The sequence below is a fragment of the Streptomyces sp. NPDC042201 genome (assembly GCF_055582185.1).
The window spans coordinates 273551-288676 of sequence record NZ_JBVJDS010000006.1 but is presented as its reverse complement, the minus strand read 5'-3'; the positions used below and the strand labels follow the sequence as shown (position 1 = coordinate 288676).

The window sequence follows — 15126 nt, the reverse complement described above, 5'->3', positions numbered from 1 at the left end:
GACGACCCGCTGATGGTCACGGAGCGGGGCGGGACAGGTCCACCCGGAGAAGTCGGGGGCGGCGGGCCGCGTTCCCGGCAGCACGCCGTCCACCTCGCGGATCCCGGTCGACTCAGCCAACGGAGGTCACCTCTTCCTGCGTACCGGCGGTGCCCGCCGTGCCCGGTGTGTCCAGCCTGCGGTACAGGTAGTACGCGGCGCAGGCGCCCTCGCTCGACACCATCGTGGCGCCGAGCGGATTGCGCGGGGTGCAGGCCGTGCCGAACGCCTCGCACTCGTGCGGCTTGATCAGTCCCTGGAGCACCTCGCCGCTGCGGCAGACGGTGGACTCCTCCGTACGGATGCCGGTCACCGAGAAGCGGTGCTCCGCGTCGTACCGGCGGTACTTGGGAGACAGCCGCCAGCCGCTGGCCGGGATCATGCCGATGCCGCGCCAGGCCCGGTCGGTGACCTCGAAGACGTCCTCCAGCATGGCCCTGGCCGCCGGGCTTCCCTCCGCCGTGACGGCCCTGGGGTAGGCGTTCTCGACGGTGTGCTCGCCGGCCTCCAGCTGGTGGACGGTGCGACGGATGCCCTCCAGGATGTCCAGCGGTTCGAAGCCGGTCACGACAATGGGCACGCGATGGCGCTCGGCGAGTTCGGGATACTCGCCGATCCCCATCACGGTGCAGACATGGCCGGCGGCGAGGAACGCCTGGACCCGGCAGTCGGGCGCGTTCATGATGGCGTCGATCGCCGGAGGCACGCGTACGTGCGACACCAGCAGGCTGAAGTTCTCGATGCCGAGCTTTCTGGCCTGGTAGACGGTCATCGCGTTGGGCGGGGCCGTCGTCTCGAACCCGATGCCGAAGAAGACCACCTGACGGTCCGGGTTCTCCCGGGCGATCTTGAGCGCGTCGAGCGGCGAGTAGACCACCCGTACGTCCGCTCCCTCGCTCTTGACCTTGAACAGATCCCGGCCGCTGCCCGGCACCCGGAGCATGTCGCCGAAGGAGCAGAAGATCACGTCGGGACGGGAGGCGATCTCCAGCGCCTTGTCGATGGTCTCCAGCGGGGTCACGCAGACCGGGCAGCCGGGGCCGTGGATGAGTTCGACGTCGTCAGGGAGCAGTTGGTCGATGCCATGGCGGATGATCGTGTGGGTCTGGCCGCCGCAGACCTCCATCAGGGCCCAAGGGCGGGTGACGGTGGCCCGGATGTCGTCGAAGAGCCGCGCGGCCAGATCGGGATCGCTGAATTCGTCGAGATACTTCATCGTCGGTTCTCCTTCGGGATATCGGGCTTCGGGGGCGTGGTGCCGGCGGGACGGTCGGCGCCCGCCTCCTTCGCGGCCCGGCCCCACGCGTCCCCGAACTCCTCCTCCAGGACGCCCAGATTCGCGAACAGCTCCAGCGTCCGCTTCGCGGACTCCTCGTCCAGCCGCTGGAGGGCGAAGCCGACATGCACGATCGCGTAGTCGCCGATCTTCATCTCCGGCACGTACTCCAGACAGACGTCCTTGACGACGCCACCGAAGTCGACGTGTGCCATCCGGGTGCCGTCGCGTTCCTCGATGTCCAGTACTCTGCCGGGCACGGCAAGGCACATGGCTCCTCCTTCACCAGGTCGTTGAGTCGTTGCGTCGTTCAGCGCGTGGTACCGGACGGGGCCGCCGCCCGAGCGGCTAGACCCGGGCGGCCACCATCAACTGGCCCAGCGCCAGGCCGCCGTCGTTCGGTGGCACCCTGCGGTGCCGCAGTACGGTGAACGCGTCGTCCTCCAGCCGCTCCGCGCAGCCGTCGGTCAGCAGGGCGTTGCAGAACACCCCGCCGGTCAGCGCGACCGTGGCCAGGCCCGTACGGTCACGGGCCGCCCGGCACACGTCGTGCACCAGACCGACCACCGCGCCGTGGAAGCGCGCGGCCACCGTCGCGGCGTCCACGCCCGCCCGTATGTCGTGGGCGGCGGCCGCCAGGACCGGCGCCGGGTCGGCCACCAGCGCCGCACGGTCGGCCCGCCCCGCGGGCACCAGGGCGAACCGGTAGCTCTCCCGCCGCCCGTCGGCCCCCGTCTCCCCGGCCGCGACCGCGGCGCTCTCCAGTTCCATCGCCGCCTGGGCCTCGTACTCCACGCGGTGGCACACGCCGGCGAGCGACGCGACGGCGTCGAACAGCCGCCCCATGCTGGAGGTGGGCACGCAGTTGAAGCCCCGTTCGAACTGCCGCTCCAGCAGCCGCCGTTCACCCGGGGCGCAGGCGGCGACGCACGGCAGGTCGTCGGACCAGGGCAGGCCCGCCGCCCGCAGATGGGACAGCGCCATGCGGTAGGGGTTGCGTACGGCGGAGTCACCACCCGGCAGCGGGACATACGCCAGATGGGCGAACCGCCGGAAGCCGTCGTAGTCCGCGAGCAGCACCTCGCCGCCCCAGACCGCGCCGTCGTCGCCGTAGCCGGTGCCGTCGAAAGCCACTCCGATCACGGGGGCCGAGCCGTCCAGGCCGTGCTCGGCCATCGTGGACGCCACATGCGCGTGATGGTGCTGTACGCGGCGCACCGGGCGGCCCGCCGCGTGGCGGCCGGCCCACTGGCCGGAGCGGTAGCCCGGGTGCCGGTCCGCGACCAGGACCCGGGGGGTGACCGAGGCCAGCGCCGACAGATGCGCCACGGCGGTCTCGAAGGCGGTGAGGGTCGCGAGGTCGTCCATGTCGCCGACATGGGCGGACAGCCAGGCGTATCCGCCCTCCGCGACGCAGAAGGTGTTCTTGAGGTCCCCGCCGACGGCGAGCGCCGGCTCCACGGGAAGGGGCAGAGCGACCGGCATCGGGGCGTAGCCGCGGGACCGGCGCACCGGAAGCTCCTGCCCGGCGCAGATCCGTACCACCGAGTCGTCGCACGGTACGTGGACCGGCCGGTCGTGCGTCAGCCAGGCGTCCGCCAGCCCTTCGAGCCGGCGCAGCGCCTCCTCGTCGTCGGTGACGAGGGGCTCGCCGGAGCGGTTGCCGCTGGTCATCACGAGGACCGGCGGGCCCGCCGGATCGCCGGGCAGGCCCAGCAGCAGATGATGGACCGGGGTGTACGGCATCAGGACACCGAGATCGGGACTGCCGGGTGCCACGCCGTCCGCGATCAGGGACACGCCGTGGGACCGGCGCCGCAGCAGTACGACGGGCCGGCGCCGGCCGAGCAGCAGGTCGCGTTCCTCCGGGCCGGTGAAGGCCAGCCGTTCCACCGTCTCCAGCGAGTCGGCCATCACGGCGAACGGCTTAGCGCCACGGTTCTTGCGCGCGCGCAGGGTCCGTACGGCGACGGGGTCGGAGGCGTCACAGGCGAGGTGATAGCCGCCGAGCCCCTTGACCGCGACGACGGCGCCCGCCGCGAGCAGCCGGCGGGCCCCGGTCAGAGCGTCCTCGCCGGTCGGCCGGGCAGCGGCGGCGGGGCCGGACGGGCCGGTGACGAGAGTGAGCCGGGGGCCGCAGGCGTGACAGGCCACCGGCTGGGCATGGAAGCGGCGGTCGGCGGGGTTCTCGTACTCGCGCGCGCAGTCGGCGCAGAGCGGGAAACCGGCCATGGTGGTCCGTGCCCGGTCGTACGGCAGTCCGGTGACGACGGTGAACCGGGGCCCGCAGTGGGTGCAGCTGATGAAGGGATGCCGGTAGCGGCGGTCGGCCGGGTCGGCCAGCTCGTAGAGACAGTCCGCGCAGGTCGCCATGTCGGGGGAGACCAGGGTGCGGCCGGTTCCGCCGGCCGAGGGACGGATGATGAACCCGCTGCCCCCGGTGGCCGGCACCGTGCTGTGGCGGACGGATTCCACGACGGCGAGCGGCGGCGCGCCGGTGGCCAGGCGCGCGCAGAACGCCGCCACGCCGGGGCCAGGTCCCTCCACCTCCGTCTCGACACCGTCGGCGTTGTTGGTGACCCAGCCCGTCAGGCCCAGCTCACGGGCGAGCGTGTAGACGAACGGACGGAAGCCGACGCCCTGTACGACACCGCGCACCACGACGCGACGGCGCTCGGGCACGGAGCCGGTGACCGGTCGGCTCATGGCGCCCCTGCCGCCCCGCGTCCGGCGGACGCGGGGTGTTCGTGGCCGTCGTGGCCCTCTTCGTCGTCGTGATGGTGGTGCAGATACCGCTCGTGCTGACCGGCCAGCACGGGCTGATGGACCGGGACTCCGTCGGCGCACCCGAGGATGAAGGCCAGCAGCTCGTCGACACCGCTGCCGGTGCGCGCCGAGGTCTCCAGCACCGGCACCCCCGGATTCACCTGCTGTACGTTCCGGTGGAACGCCTCGCTGTCGAACTCGACGGCCTCCGCGATATCGGTTTTCGTGATGACCACGAGATGGGCGAGGCCGAACGCCGTGGGGTACTTGAGCGGCTTGTCCTCTCCCTCCGTGACCGAGCCCAGCACGATCCGCAGGCTCTCCCCGATGTCGTACGACGCGGGACACACCAGATTGCCGACGTTCTCGACGAAGAGCACCCGGGTGTCCTCGGGGAGCCAGCCGTCCAGATGCCCGCGCAGCATGCCGGCCTCCAGATGGCAGAGCCCGTCGGTGAGCACCTGCTTGACGGGCGCCCCGGCGCGCGCCAGGCGCCGCGCGTCGTTCTCGGTGGCCAGATCGGCGGTCACGGCGGCGACGGACGTTCCCGCCGCGACGAACCGGGCGAGCAGCAGCTCCAGCAGGGCCGTCTTGCCACTGCCGGGACTGGACAGCAGATTCACCTCCGCCGTGCCCCGGGCGGCGAGATGCTCGCGCAGCTGCAGGGCACTGGCGTCGTTCTTGGCCAGGACGGCCTGACGCAGATCAACGACTCGGCACATGGCTTGCCTCCTCGGGCGTACCCCGATCGTCTCCGTTGACCGGACGGGCCGCATCCGAGGGATCCGCGAGGACGACCTCGGCGATCTCCAGTTCCCGTCCCGACAGCAGCTCGTCCAGCGGCCGCGCACAGGCGTCGCACCACAGCAGGGGCGGCATGCCGACGTCACTCTCCCGGCCGCATCCGGCACAGCGGGCCCGGCCGGGGACGGTGTCCACGTCCAGCCGGGCCCCGGCGAGCACGGTGCCCTCGCTCGCCAGGCCGAAGGAAAACCGGAGCGCTTCGGGTACCACGCCCGCCAGTTCGCCGATCCGCAGCCGCAGGGACGTGACCCGGCCGCCGCCGTTGGTCCGGACGGCTTCCTCCACCTGGGCGACCACAGCGGTGGCGATGGACAGTTCGTGCACGGGACTCACCTCGCTCCGGTGACATACGCGGTACGCGCGCCGCCCCGGCCGCACCCGGCCCGGACGGCGCCCGACGGCTGGCCCGGCCCGGCCGGGGTGGTTAGCGTGGAAAAGGGACGAGCGGCACCGTCGCACGGCCACGTCAGGAGACCGAGGCCATGACGACGAACGACACCGGACCACGCGCGCTGATGACCCCTGTCATCCTGCTGCTGCTCGCCGAGCGGCGAGGACACGGGTACGAGCTGACCCAGCGTCTGGGCGCCTTCGGCTGGGCCGAGGCCGAGTCCGCGCATGTGTACCGGCTGCTGCGCGGTATGGAGAAGTGCGGTCAGATCACCTCCCAGTGGCGGGCTTCGGCGTCCGGACCGGCTCGTCGCGAGTACGAGATCACCCCGGCGGGATCGATGAGTCTCGCGCTGTCGTTCGTCCGGCTGGGTGAGCTGCACAGCACGTTGCATCTGTTCCTGGAGCGCTACATCCAGTTGAACGGCCCTGACCTCGCCGGCAGCGACGTACGACAGCTGTCCGGGCATCCGCCCGCCACGGGATCCGTGTGACCGTGGCGGGGCAGGGCGCGGCGTCATCAGCCGGCCCGTTCCGTATCCGGGTTCGCGTCCGGCGTCAGATCCGTCGTCACATCCGGCGCATCCGCAGATAGCGGCGCAGGTCCGGTACGTTCTTCGCCGACCCGTACGCCACTCCGGCCGCGGCCACTCCGGCGCAGACCCACAGCCATGTCAGGTCCGAGTCCTTCGTGTGGTGGTGCGTTCCCTTCATCAGCGAATGCATGCGGCTCATCTCCTTCGTCTTCTGTGGTGACCAGGCCGAGGACCAGATCCACCGCCGGTTCGACGGCGGCGGCCACCGGCTCGCTCAGCCCGATGCCCTCCTCCGTGGTGAGCGGCTGGCAGCCCACGACCAGAATGTGTTCGGGGAGAGTGCCGCCCGCCTGGGCGTGCAGTTCCCCGACGAGGCGCAGCACCGCCGCCGGGTCCATGCCGTGCCCGTCCAGCTGGGCGGGCGACACGGGTCCGGTGCCGGCGGCGGGATCGGCGGGGTCGACGTCGATCACGTACACGGTGCCGGGGACGGCGCCGCGGTCGACCGTGTCGACGAGAACGAGCCTGCGGTAGCCGTCGAGCAGCCGGTACGCGAGATGGACGCCCCGGATGCCCGCGTCCATCACGTCGACGCCGGGCGGCAGCGGCCGTCCGGTCAGCCGGCGGACGGCCTCGACGCCGAACCCGTCGTCGCCGAGGAAGATATTGCCGATGCCCGCGACCAGGGTCCTGCCGTACGGGCGGTCCGGTGCGCCGCCGTGGAGCGGGGCGGAGTCCATGTCAGGTCCCTCCTTCCGGCTCGGGCGCGGGGGCGTCGGCGGGATCGACCTCGTCGGGGCGGAAGTACAGGAACCGGCCCTGCAGACGGCGGACATCGATGCCCGGATCCCCGTCGACCGTGACCGCGATATGGGTCTCGCCGTCGAAGTCCTGGAGCACCGCCTCGACCGTCGCCGTACGGCCCGCCAGAAAGATGTCCTGGGCGTCGGACCGGCGCAGCCCCGGCCGCAGTACGACCCTGCTGCCCACCCCGAGCAGCTGACCGTCGACGGACACGGTGTCCTGTCCCGGCGCGCTCGTCGCGTCCTGGGCGGGATCCCACCAGGGCAGCCCGGGACCGGTGGGCAGCCGCAGGCCGGCGGACGGCGCCGCCGCGCCCCGGTCAGGATCCGGGTCCGGCACCGGCTGCCGCCGCGGCTCGCCCGTGCTGTCGTTTCCGACATCGCCGCCGACACCGCCGCCGGCCTCGCCGGTCACCTCGCGCAGACCGCGGATCGCGCCGTGCAGGCGCTCCATGACCTCGGCCGGCATGCCGTCGACCAGATCGATCACGTCGGCGGCGCGTGCGTCCGTCCCGCGCGCTTCGCGCTTCTCCCGATCGGTGAGCGCGGCGGTCCGCAGCGAGAGGATCTCGTCGATCTCGGTGGCGTCGTAGAGCGGACCCGGGCTCTCCGCGGCGACCGAGGGGTGGTCTTCGAGAATGATCGGCGAGGACAGCAGTACATCGTCGCGGCCCTCGCCGCAGGCCAGCACCGGCCAGGTGTGTTCATTGCGGCAGGTACGCGCGGCCGGCTTCGCCCACTCCGGCGGATCCGTCATCGACAGGAACCGTCCGCCGGGCAGTCCCAGCAGCAGGTGCGCACCGATCAGGCTGTGGGGCAGGGCCGCTTCGCGGTCGCCGCTCTCCCGCCGGTCCGGCGCCCAGCCCGACACGTTCCGTACCGTCGCGGTCAGCCGCAGCGCCCCGTACGGTCCCGGCAGCGGCTCGGTGGCCAGCAGGATCTCGCCCGCCAGCGGCCGGGAGCGCCGCACCAGACGTCCGACGACATGTCCCGCGCCGTCGTGGACCGGCTCGTGCTCCACCCCGCCCGGCCGGTCGAACCGTACCGTGTGCCCTTCCCCGGCGAGCCGGTCGAGCGGCACCTCGCACTCGATCCGCTCCTCTTCGCCCTCGTCCCAGGGCACCAGCACCCGGTCGGCGAGTTCGAGTTCCGGTACCTCGCTCCAGCCCTCGCCGTCCCGCGAGGGGCACTCGACCGTACGGCGCCGTACCTGTAGGAAGCGCAGTTCGGCCAGGAGCCGGTCGGCCCGACGGGGTTCCAGGAGGCATTCGGTGCGCTGCTCGGTGTGCTCGCCCTGCGCGTCCTGCCAGGAGGGCGGCACCAACACCCCGAACTGCCAGCGCAGTTGGTTCTTCCGTGCGGAGGCACGGTACGGATACAGCACATAGCCCTCGAACAGCAGGGCATCGGCGACCCGTCGGGCCTCGTTGAAGCCCCCCGTCACCCGGTCCGCGGTGTCCTCCGTCATGACCGCCCTCCCTGTCCGGTACCCCGGCCGGCTCCCGGGCCGGATCCTTGGCCGACGGCCTGGCCGGCGCCGGTGCCGGCGCCGGTGCTGCCCGGAGCCGGCGCACCGGCGGTACGCAGCAGTTCGTCGAAGGCCCGCTCCCACGAGGGCAGCGCCCGCTCCGAGCGGAAACGGCGCAGGGACTCCAGGGTGTCGTCACGGATCCGCAGCCATCCCGAACCGGGGAAGTACTGCTCGATCAGGTCCTGCCAGACCTTCACGGGCATGCGGAAATTGGCCTCCTTGTGCCAGGCGACGGGCTCCGCCGTGAAGCCGCGGTCACCGGAGAAGACCGTGCCGGAGAACAGCAGCAGAAGCGGGATCTCGCCGTCCGCGAGAGCGCGGAAGTACTTGGCCGAGGCCACCTCCATGTCGTACGTGCAGGCCACCGGCAGCTCGATCTCGGTCGAGCCCGTGAACCCCGGTACGGTCACCGAGGCGTGGGCGAACTGGAGCGGCTTGAGGGTGGTGCTCCAGCGCTCGGGCTCGCCGAAGAGGTCACCGAGCATCTCCACCTCGGCCGGCGCGTAGCGCCGCTGGACGGGCTCGATCCGGATCTGGCAGCGCAGCGCGACCGCGTGGATCCTCGCGTCGTCGGCCGCCTCGATGCGCAGCCGGAAGAGCAGGGTCGGCCCCGTGCCGAACGGCTCGGGCCGTGCGCCGACGCAGGAGAACGTCAGATCGGTCATCGCCCGCCCTCCTCGCTGCTCTCCCGGGCCTCGTCCCCGGTTTCGTTCCCGGTTTCGTCCCGGGTCTCGTCCCCGGACCGATCCGTGGCCTGCTGATCCGCGGCGGCTTCCCGGAGGTCCGCGTCCTTCGGCGGCCTGGCCTTCGCCCGGACCCGGGCGAAGAAGTCCGCCAGATCCGCACGGGCCTCGGCTCCGCCGTCGAACCCCTGCCAGTGCAGCCGCATCCGGCCCACCAGCTCGTAACAGGTGTCGACCGGCACCAGATAGCACTCACCGCTGCCCTCGCCGGTGCCGCCCGAGGCGCCGGCGCCGCCGCGTTCCCGCCGTACGAGCAGCGCCTCGGTGTCGGGTCGCAGCAGGCCGGCCAGGAGGCTGTGGCCGAGCACGTCCCGCCAGGTGTCCGGGTCCAGCTCGCTTTCGGTGGCACCCGCCGGGCTGGGGTAGAACGCGGCCAGCCGGTCCAGCTCGGAGTTACGGAAGAAGAACGCGAGCCCGACGGGGATCTGCAGCCGGTTCCAGCTCTCCTCGTCCAGGGTGAAGTCCGGGTCGGCCAGGTACCGGTCGGGCACCGCCCTGAAGTGGCCCGCGCCCGCGCCGGGACGGGTGAAGAGCAGATAGCAGCCGGTGCAGGCGCACATCAGCGACCGCTTCCGGGTGTCCACCAGATGCCGGTGTTCCTCGGTCAGGGGCTCCGCGCACAGCTCGCACCGCTCCTGAGCGGGCGGCGGGCGGCGGGTGAATGCGCGCAGCCCCGCCGGCGCGGACACGGCGGCCGGGCCCCCGGCGCCGGAGGCGCCCGCGATGCGGGCGGGCCGGGCGGTCATGGACCCGCCGCCAGCAGGATGCCGGGCAGCGCGACCCGTACGGATCCGTTCTCCTCCAGCAGCGGTACGGGCTCCAGATGGCCGCGCTCGCCCTGTCCGGCCCGGCGGATGTCGTACTCCGCCGCGCAGGAGGGACAGCGCAGCTGTTCGCCGTCCACCGCGCCTTCGCCCAGCCGGCCCGCACAGACGGGACAGTGGTCGCGGTACGCGTAGAGATTGCCGGGCAGCCGGACCAGCAGCAGCGAGGCGCCCGCCACGTCGCACACCACGCTCTCACCGTCGGCCGACGGCGGCGGACCCGGCAGCGGATGCCACTCGGCCGGAGCGTCCCCGGCGGGTACGGAGGCCGGGGCGGACCCCGCGGGCGACGCACCGGTGGCGCCGTCCGGCGGCCCCGACATGATCTGGAGGAGCTTCGGCTGCGGAGCCTCCTCCACCACACCCTCGACCTCCACCAGCGAGATCTCGGGGGCGCGGCGGGCCACCGCCTCCTCGATCGTCCAGCGCACGGTCTGGGCGGAGGACGGGCACCCGTCGCAGCTGCCGCGCAGCCGCAGTCGCAGCGTCTGCCCGTCGGGCTCGCCGGCCGCGTCCGCGACGCCCGGCTCGATCCCGGCGATCTCCACATCGCCCGCGTGCGAGCCCAGGTACGGGCGGACCTCGTCCAGCGCCCGCCCCACCCTGGTCATCGTGGACTCGGGATGCAGATCGTGCAGGATCAGCAGCCCGCCGACGAGTTCGTCGCCGCCGAGCAGATCCAGCGGATCGGTGCCGTCCGGTGCGTCGCCCAGCAGCTCGACGACACGGGCCAGGCCGGTTCCGTAGAACTCGACGATGCTGCGCACGAGTTCGTCCGCGAGATCGCGTCCCGAGGGCCCCATCGACCTGCCGAGTTCGTCGAGCAGCGCGGCGATGTGCTCGCCGGCCTGCTGCTCCTTGGCCTTTGCTGCCATGTCACGGTGCCTTTCCTCCGGTGGGGACGGCCCCGGCGTGGCGGCCGTCCCCTGGATTCCGTGGAACCTGCGGCGTGCGGTCAGCCCGCCAGCCCGCTCAGCCCGGTGGGCAGATGGGTCTGCTGGACCGTCCGGCCGCCGCCGACGTACATATGGACGCCGCAGGGCAGACACGGGTCGAAGCTGCGCACGGCCCGCATGATGTCGATGCCCTTGAACGTGTCCGGGGGGTTCTCCTCGAAGATCGGCGTGTTCTGCACCGCGTCCTCGTACGGGCCCGGCGTGCCGTAGGAGTCACGCACGCTGGCGTTCCACGGCGTCGGCGGGTACGGGTGGTAGTTGGCGATCTTGCCGTCCCTGATCACCATGTGGTGGGACAGCACCCCACGGACCGCCTCGGTGAACCCGACGCCCAGGCCCTCGTCGGGCACCTCGAAGCTCTCCCAGGTCTGGGTGTGGCCGGTGCGCACCTCCTCCATCGCCTGCTCGGCGAAGTGCAGGGCGGCGGCGGCCACGTACGCCTGGAAGTAGGTCCGCGCGCGGTTGCGCTCCAGGGTGTTGCTCCACCGGGGGATCCGCCACTCCAGGCTGACCTCGGGCTTGGTCATCGTGCGCGGCAGATTGATCTTGACGCTGTGCCCGGTCGCCTGCACATAGCCGCCGATGTCGACCAGCCCCGACAGGGCGGTGGACCACAGCCGGGCGAGGGGGCCGCCGCCGGTGTCCAGCGCGAGATGGTCCGTACCGTCGAACCAGCGCGGCGACATCACCCAGCTGTACTTGTCCGCGAAGTCACGCTTCTGCGGGGCGGGGATGGTGTGCTGGTTCCACGGGTGGCGGGGGTCGATCGGGTTGCCCAGCGGGTCGCGCTCGACGAACAGCTCCTGGCCCGCCCAGTCGTCGTAGTACGAGCTGCCGAGCAGGATCCGGATGCCGAGGTTGATGTCGACGAGATCGTTGGTGATCAGCTTGCCGTCGACGATGATGCCGGGCGTGACGAACATGCGCCGGCCCCACTCGGACATGTTCCGGTACGTGAAGTCGCAGTACTCCGGGTCGTTGAGGGCGCCCCAGCAGCCGAGCAGCACCCGGCGCCGGCCGACCTCCTCGTACCCGGGCAGCGCCTCGTAGAAGAAGTCGAACAGGTCGTCGTGGAGCGGGACGACGCGCTTCATGAACTCCACGTAGCGCATCAGCCGGGTCAGGTAGTCCGTGAACAGCTGGATGGTCGCCACGGTCCCGACGCCGCCCGGGTAGAGCGTGGAGGGGTGCACATGCCGCCCCTCCATCAGGCAGAACATCTCCCGTGTGCTGCGGCTGACCTGGAGCGCCTCACGGTAGAACTCGCCCTCCAGCGGGTTCAGCGAGCGCATGATGTCGGCGATGGTGCGGTAGCCGTGGTCGGCCGCGTGGGGTGCCTCGGTGCGCTCGGCCAGCTCCAGGACGCCGGGGTTGGTCTCGCGGACCATCTTCTCGCAGTAGTCCACCCCCACCAGGTTCTCCTGGAAGATGTTGTGGTCGAACATGAACTCCGCGGCCTCGCCGAGGTTGATGATCCACTCGCCGAGGTGCGGGGGCTTCACGCCGTACGCCATGTTCTGCGCGTACACCGAACACGTCGCGTGGTTGTCACCGCAGATACCGCAGATGCGGCTGGTGATGAAGTGCGCGTCCCGCGGGTCCTTGCCCCGCATGAAGACGCTGTAGCCGCGGAAGACGGACGACGTGCTGTAGCACTCGGCCACCCGCTTCTGCTTGAAGTCGATCTTTGTGTGGATGCCGAGGCTGCCCACGATCCGGGTGATCGGATCCCAGGACATCTCCATCAGGCCGTTGCCGTCCTCGGCTCGCTTCGTCGTCGGCGCCATGGGCTGCGCACCTTCCTCAACGGTGGGGGGACTCGTTCTGCTGCGACGACCCGTGGATCACCACGGGGGGTGGTAGCCGGTCAGCACCTTCTCGCTCTTGCGGCGCCACTTCGGTTCCTTGTCGACCGTCCTGGCCGTGACACCGCGCAGTCTGCGGATGACCTTTCCGTACGCGCCGCTGGCCGCCGCCGAGACATGACCGCCCGGGGGCTCGTCCATGAACGGCATGAACTTGTCGGGGAAGCCGGGCATCGTGCAGGCGATGCAGATGCCGCCGACGTTGGGGCAGCCGCCGACTCCGTTGATCCAGCCGCGTTTGGGGACGTTGCACTTGACCACGGGGCCCCAGCAGCCGAGTTTGACCAGACACTGCGGCGAGTCGTACGCGGTCGCGAACTGGCCCTGCTCGTAGTAGCCGGCCCGGTCGCATCCCTCATGGACGGTCGCGCCGAACAGCCAGGTCGGGCGCAGCTGTTCGTCGAGCGGAATCATCGGCGCGGAACCGGCGGCCTGGTAGAGCAGATACAGCAGGGTCTCCGACGCGTTGTCCGGGTGGACCGGGCAGCCGGGGATACAGACGATCGGGATGCCCGCGGTGGACTTCCAGTCCCAGCCCAGATAGTCGGGCACGCCCATCGCTCCGGTGGGATTGCCCTCCATGGCGTGGATCCCGCCGTAGGTGGCGCAGGTACCGATGGCCACCACGGCCAGTGCCTTGGGCGCGAGCCGGTCGATCCACTCGCTGGTGGTGATCGGCTGTCCGGTCTCGGGGTCGTCCCCGAATCCGCACCAGTAGCCTTCGCTCTTGATCGCCTCGTTCGGAATGGATCCCTCGATGACCAGGACGAAGGGTTCTATCTCCCCGCGCTCGGCCTTGAAGAACCATTCGATGAAGTTGTCGGCGCCCTGCACGGGGCCGCACTCGAAATCGATCAGGGGCCAGTGCACGGCCACCTTGGGCAGTCCTGGCAGCGCGCCGAGCGCGATTTCCTCGATGCTCGGCTGGGTGGCCGCGGTGAGCGACACGGAGTCGCCGTCGCAGCTCAGGCCCGCGTTGATCCAGAGAATATGGACCGTGGGGGTTTCTTCCGCGGTATCCATCATCCCCTCCTCGTTGGGGATTCCGGCGAGGCCCCCAGAAGAGGAGCGCGCGCACGATGTGAGGAGCTTCCCTACCTGGATATCCGACGCGGACGCGCCAGGTAAGTGCGAGATGGTCCTATGAACGCGGTGCGGGGGTGGCCACGCTCCGTGGTCCAGCGACTCAGCCGCTCAGCGGAATTGCGGAATGATCAGATACAGCCCGTAGCCGACCGCTGCCGCACAGATGAGAAAACACAGTCCGGCGCCGGCCTTCGACAGCGTGGACGGCCGGTCGGTGTCCGCGCCGCTCCCCTCCCTCGACGCCAGGGCGCGGACGCCCAGCGAGAATACGATCACGACGCCCACGGTCGCCCCGAGGCTGATGACGACCACTTCCCCCAAGGAACTCCAGTTCAGATCCATGCGGCCCGCTCCCTTCAGGCATTCGCCTTGGCCGTGTGGGGCCGGACGGTCACGGTGTGGTCGTCGTTGACATTGCGCGCGGTGACCGGGTTGCGGCGGGAGACGATCACAATGAAGGTCGCCACCGCGGCGGCGGCCAGGGCGATGAGGATCGTGCCGACGGTGCCGCCGTGCACGATCACGAGGGCCGCGAGCGCGCCGACGGACGCGGCGGCGGGAAGGGTGACGCACCAGGCGACAGCCATCCGCCCCGCGGTGCGCCAGCGCACATGCGCCGGCTTCTTGCCGAGACCCGCACCGATGATGCTGCCGGAGCAGACCTGGGTGGTGGAGAGGGCGAAGCCCAGGTGGGCGGAGGTCAGAATGACGGTCGCCGCGGAGGATTCCGCGGCGAAGCCCTGCGGGGCGCGGATGTCGGTGAGGCCCCTGCCCATGGTCCTGATGATCCGCCAGCCGCCCAGATACGTACCCAATCCGATGGCCAGGCCGGAGGCGCCGATGACCCACAGCGGCGGCCCCGCCCCCTGGGCGAGCCCGCCCACGGAGATCAGGGTGAGCGTGATGACGCCCATGGTCTTCTGGGCGTCGTTGGTCCCGTGCGCCACGGAGACCAGCGAGGCGGAGGCGACCTGTCCGAGCCGGAACCCCCGGTTGACCGAGGACTCCCGGCCCCGGGCGGTCAGCCGGTAGGCGAGATACGTGGCCAGCAGCGCGGCGGCCCCCGCCACCAGGGGGGACACGACCGCCGGGATGATGATCTTCTCGATCACCTTGTCGAAATGCACCCCGTGCTGCCCCGCACCGACCCAGACGGCGCCGATCAGCCCGCCGAACAGGGCATGGGAGGAGCTGGACGGCAGCCCCACCAGCCACGTCGTCAGATTCCACAGGATGGCACCGATCAGACCGGCGAAGACCATGCCCGGCGTGACGAGGTTGTCGTCCACGATGCCGCCGGAAATCGTCCTGGCGACCTCGGTGGACAGAAACGCCCCCGCGATGTTGAGTACGCCGCTGATGAGGACCGCGACCCTGGGGCGCAGCGCACCGGTGGCGATCGACGTCGCCATCGCGTTCGCGGTGTCATGGAATCCGTTGGTGAAGTCGAACGCCAGAGCGGTCACGATCACCACTCCCACAAGAATCGTCATGTGGTCCATTCGCC

At 71.1% G+C, this 15126-nt stretch carries 15 protein-coding genes; 1 reads left to right on the top strand and 14 read right to left on the bottom strand.

Annotation, left to right across the window (positions count from 1 at the left end):
* Nucleotides 1-112 precede the first annotated feature (112 nt).
* The 5 genes from hypD to ACZ6MZ_RS17140 all read right to left on the bottom strand — a co-directional run bounded on the left by hypD (nucleotide 113) and on the right by ACZ6MZ_RS17140 (nucleotide 5209).
* Nucleotides 113-1255 carry a hydrogenase formation protein HypD gene (hypD, locus tag ACZ6MZ_RS17160; RefSeq protein ID WP_469352677.1) on the bottom strand — a complete coding sequence of 381 codons (1143 nt, stop codon included), beginning with the start codon at nucleotides 1253-1255 and terminating at the stop codon, nucleotides 113-115.
* Complete coding sequence (locus tag ACZ6MZ_RS17155; protein WP_384188524.1) at nucleotides 1252-1587, bottom strand: HypC/HybG/HupF family hydrogenase formation chaperone; 336 nt, start codon at nucleotides 1585-1587, stop codon at nucleotides 1252-1254. The genes hypD and ACZ6MZ_RS17155 overlap by 4 nt, the downstream gene beginning before the upstream one ends.
* A 76-nt stretch (nucleotides 1588-1663) precedes the next feature.
* Nucleotides 1664-4021, bottom strand: coding sequence for a carbamoyltransferase HypF (hypF, locus tag ACZ6MZ_RS17150; RefSeq protein ID WP_469352675.1), 2358 nt, complete (start codon nucleotides 4019-4021; stop codon nucleotides 1664-1666).
* Nucleotides 4018-4803, bottom strand: coding sequence for a hydrogenase nickel incorporation protein HypB (gene hypB, locus ACZ6MZ_RS17145; RefSeq protein ID WP_469352673.1), 786 nt, complete (start codon nucleotides 4801-4803; stop codon nucleotides 4018-4020). The genes hypF and hypB overlap by 4 nt, the downstream gene beginning before the upstream one ends.
* A complete protein-coding gene (locus tag ACZ6MZ_RS17140; RefSeq protein WP_386875175.1) occupies nucleotides 4787-5209 on the bottom strand; it encodes a hydrogenase maturation nickel metallochaperone HypA/HybF in 423 nt (140 codons plus the stop codon). The genes hypB and ACZ6MZ_RS17140 overlap by 17 nt, the downstream gene beginning before the upstream one ends.
* A 158-nt stretch (nucleotides 5210-5367) precedes the next feature.
* Between ACZ6MZ_RS17140 and ACZ6MZ_RS17135 the strand changes: the two genes are divergently transcribed.
* Complete coding sequence (locus tag ACZ6MZ_RS17135) at nucleotides 5368-5769, top strand: helix-turn-helix transcriptional regulator (RefSeq protein WP_469352672.1); 402 nt, start codon at nucleotides 5368-5370, stop codon at nucleotides 5767-5769.
* Between the two features lie 26 nt (nucleotides 5770-5795).
* Here ACZ6MZ_RS17135 and ACZ6MZ_RS17130 read toward each other — a convergent pair whose 3' ends face one another.
* The 9 genes from ACZ6MZ_RS17130 to ACZ6MZ_RS17090 form a co-directional block, all read right to left on the bottom strand.
* A complete protein-coding gene (locus tag ACZ6MZ_RS17130) occupies nucleotides 5796-6551 on the bottom strand; it encodes a hydrogenase maturation protease (RefSeq protein ID WP_469352670.1) in 756 nt (251 codons plus the stop codon).
* 1 nt (nucleotide 6552) lies between these two features.
* Complete coding sequence (locus ACZ6MZ_RS17125; RefSeq protein ID WP_469352668.1) at nucleotides 6553-8082, bottom strand: hypothetical protein; 1530 nt, start codon at nucleotides 8080-8082, stop codon at nucleotides 6553-6555.
* Nucleotides 8079-8810, bottom strand: coding sequence for a DUF6084 family protein (locus tag ACZ6MZ_RS17120; RefSeq protein ID WP_469352666.1), 732 nt, complete (start codon nucleotides 8808-8810; stop codon nucleotides 8079-8081). The genes ACZ6MZ_RS17125 and ACZ6MZ_RS17120 overlap by 4 nt, the downstream gene beginning before the upstream one ends.
* Nucleotides 8807-9634, bottom strand: a complete 828-nt coding sequence (locus ACZ6MZ_RS17115; RefSeq protein ID WP_469352665.1) for a DUF5947 family protein — start codon at nucleotides 9632-9634, stop codon at nucleotides 8807-8809. The genes ACZ6MZ_RS17120 and ACZ6MZ_RS17115 overlap by 4 nt, the downstream gene beginning before the upstream one ends.
* Nucleotides 9631-10587 carry a NifU family protein gene (locus ACZ6MZ_RS17110; RefSeq protein WP_389791551.1) on the bottom strand — a complete coding sequence of 319 codons (957 nt, stop codon included), beginning with the start codon at nucleotides 10585-10587 and terminating at the stop codon, nucleotides 9631-9633. Before ACZ6MZ_RS17110 ends, ACZ6MZ_RS17115 begins: the two co-directional genes overlap by 4 nt.
* Before the next feature lie 80 nt (nucleotides 10588-10667).
* The gene (locus ACZ6MZ_RS17105) at nucleotides 10668-12455 is read right to left on the bottom strand and encodes a nickel-dependent hydrogenase large subunit (RefSeq protein WP_384188538.1); all 1788 of its coding nucleotides are present in this window, start codon (nucleotides 12453-12455) and stop codon (nucleotides 10668-10670) included.
* Nucleotides 12456-12512: 57 nt separating this feature from the next.
* Nucleotides 12513-13559, bottom strand: coding sequence for an NADH-quinone oxidoreductase subunit B family protein (locus ACZ6MZ_RS17100; RefSeq protein WP_384188539.1), 1047 nt, complete (start codon nucleotides 13557-13559; stop codon nucleotides 12513-12515).
* A 168-nt stretch (nucleotides 13560-13727) separates the two neighbouring features.
* Nucleotides 13728-13961 (bottom strand): hypothetical protein, encoded by a 234-nt coding sequence (locus tag ACZ6MZ_RS17095; RefSeq protein ID WP_389791554.1) that lies wholly within the window; start codon nucleotides 13959-13961, stop codon nucleotides 13728-13730.
* Nucleotides 13962-13975: 14 nt separating this feature from the next.
* A complete protein-coding gene (locus tag ACZ6MZ_RS17090; RefSeq protein ID WP_469352662.1) occupies nucleotides 13976-15121 on the bottom strand; it encodes an inorganic phosphate transporter in 1146 nt (381 codons plus the stop codon).
* Nucleotides 15122-15126: the final 5 nt, after the last annotated feature.

Coding starts and splice junctions, on each gene's coding strand:
- ACZ6MZ_RS17110 (WP_389791551.1), bottom strand. CDS start 10,587: ATGGCAGCAAAGGCCAAGGAGCAGCAGGCCGGCGAGCACATCGCCGCG.
- ACZ6MZ_RS17135 (WP_469352672.1), top strand. CDS start 5,368: ATGACGACGAACGACACCGGACCACGCGCGCTGATGACCCCTGTCATC.
- ACZ6MZ_RS17090 (WP_469352662.1), bottom strand. CDS start 15,121: ATGGACCACATGACGATTCTTGTGGGAGTGGTGATCGTGACCGCTCTG.
- ACZ6MZ_RS17125 (WP_469352668.1), bottom strand. CDS start 8,082: ATGACGGAGGACACCGCGGACCGGGTGACGGGGGGCTTCAACGAGGCC.
- ACZ6MZ_RS17100 (WP_384188539.1), bottom strand. CDS start 13,559: ATGATGGATACCGCGGAAGAAACCCCCACGGTCCATATTCTCTGGATC.
- ACZ6MZ_RS17120 (WP_469352666.1), bottom strand. CDS start 8,810: ATGACCGATCTGACGTTCTCCTGCGTCGGCGCACGGCCCGAGCCGTTC.
- hypD (WP_469352677.1), bottom strand. CDS start 1,255: ATGAAGTATCTCGACGAATTCAGCGATCCCGATCTGGCCGCGCGGCTC.
- ACZ6MZ_RS17095 (WP_389791554.1), bottom strand. CDS start 13,961: ATGGATCTGAACTGGAGTTCCTTGGGGGAAGTGGTCGTCATCAGCCTC.
- ACZ6MZ_RS17130 (WP_469352670.1), bottom strand. CDS start 6,551: ATGGACTCCGCCCCGCTCCACGGCGGCGCACCGGACCGCCCGTACGGC.
- ACZ6MZ_RS17115 (WP_469352665.1), bottom strand. CDS start 9,634: ATGACCGCCCGGCCCGCCCGCATCGCGGGCGCCTCCGGCGCCGGGGGC.
- ACZ6MZ_RS17105 (WP_384188538.1), bottom strand. CDS start 12,455: ATGGCGCCGACGACGAAGCGAGCCGAGGACGGCAACGGCCTGATGGAG.
- hypF (WP_469352675.1), bottom strand. CDS start 4,021: ATGAGCCGACCGGTCACCGGCTCCGTGCCCGAGCGCCGTCGCGTCGTG.
- ACZ6MZ_RS17155 (WP_384188524.1), bottom strand. CDS start 1,587: ATGTGCCTTGCCGTGCCCGGCAGAGTACTGGACATCGAGGAACGCGAC.
- hypB (WP_469352673.1), bottom strand. CDS start 4,803: ATGTGCCGAGTCGTTGATCTGCGTCAGGCCGTCCTGGCCAAGAACGAC.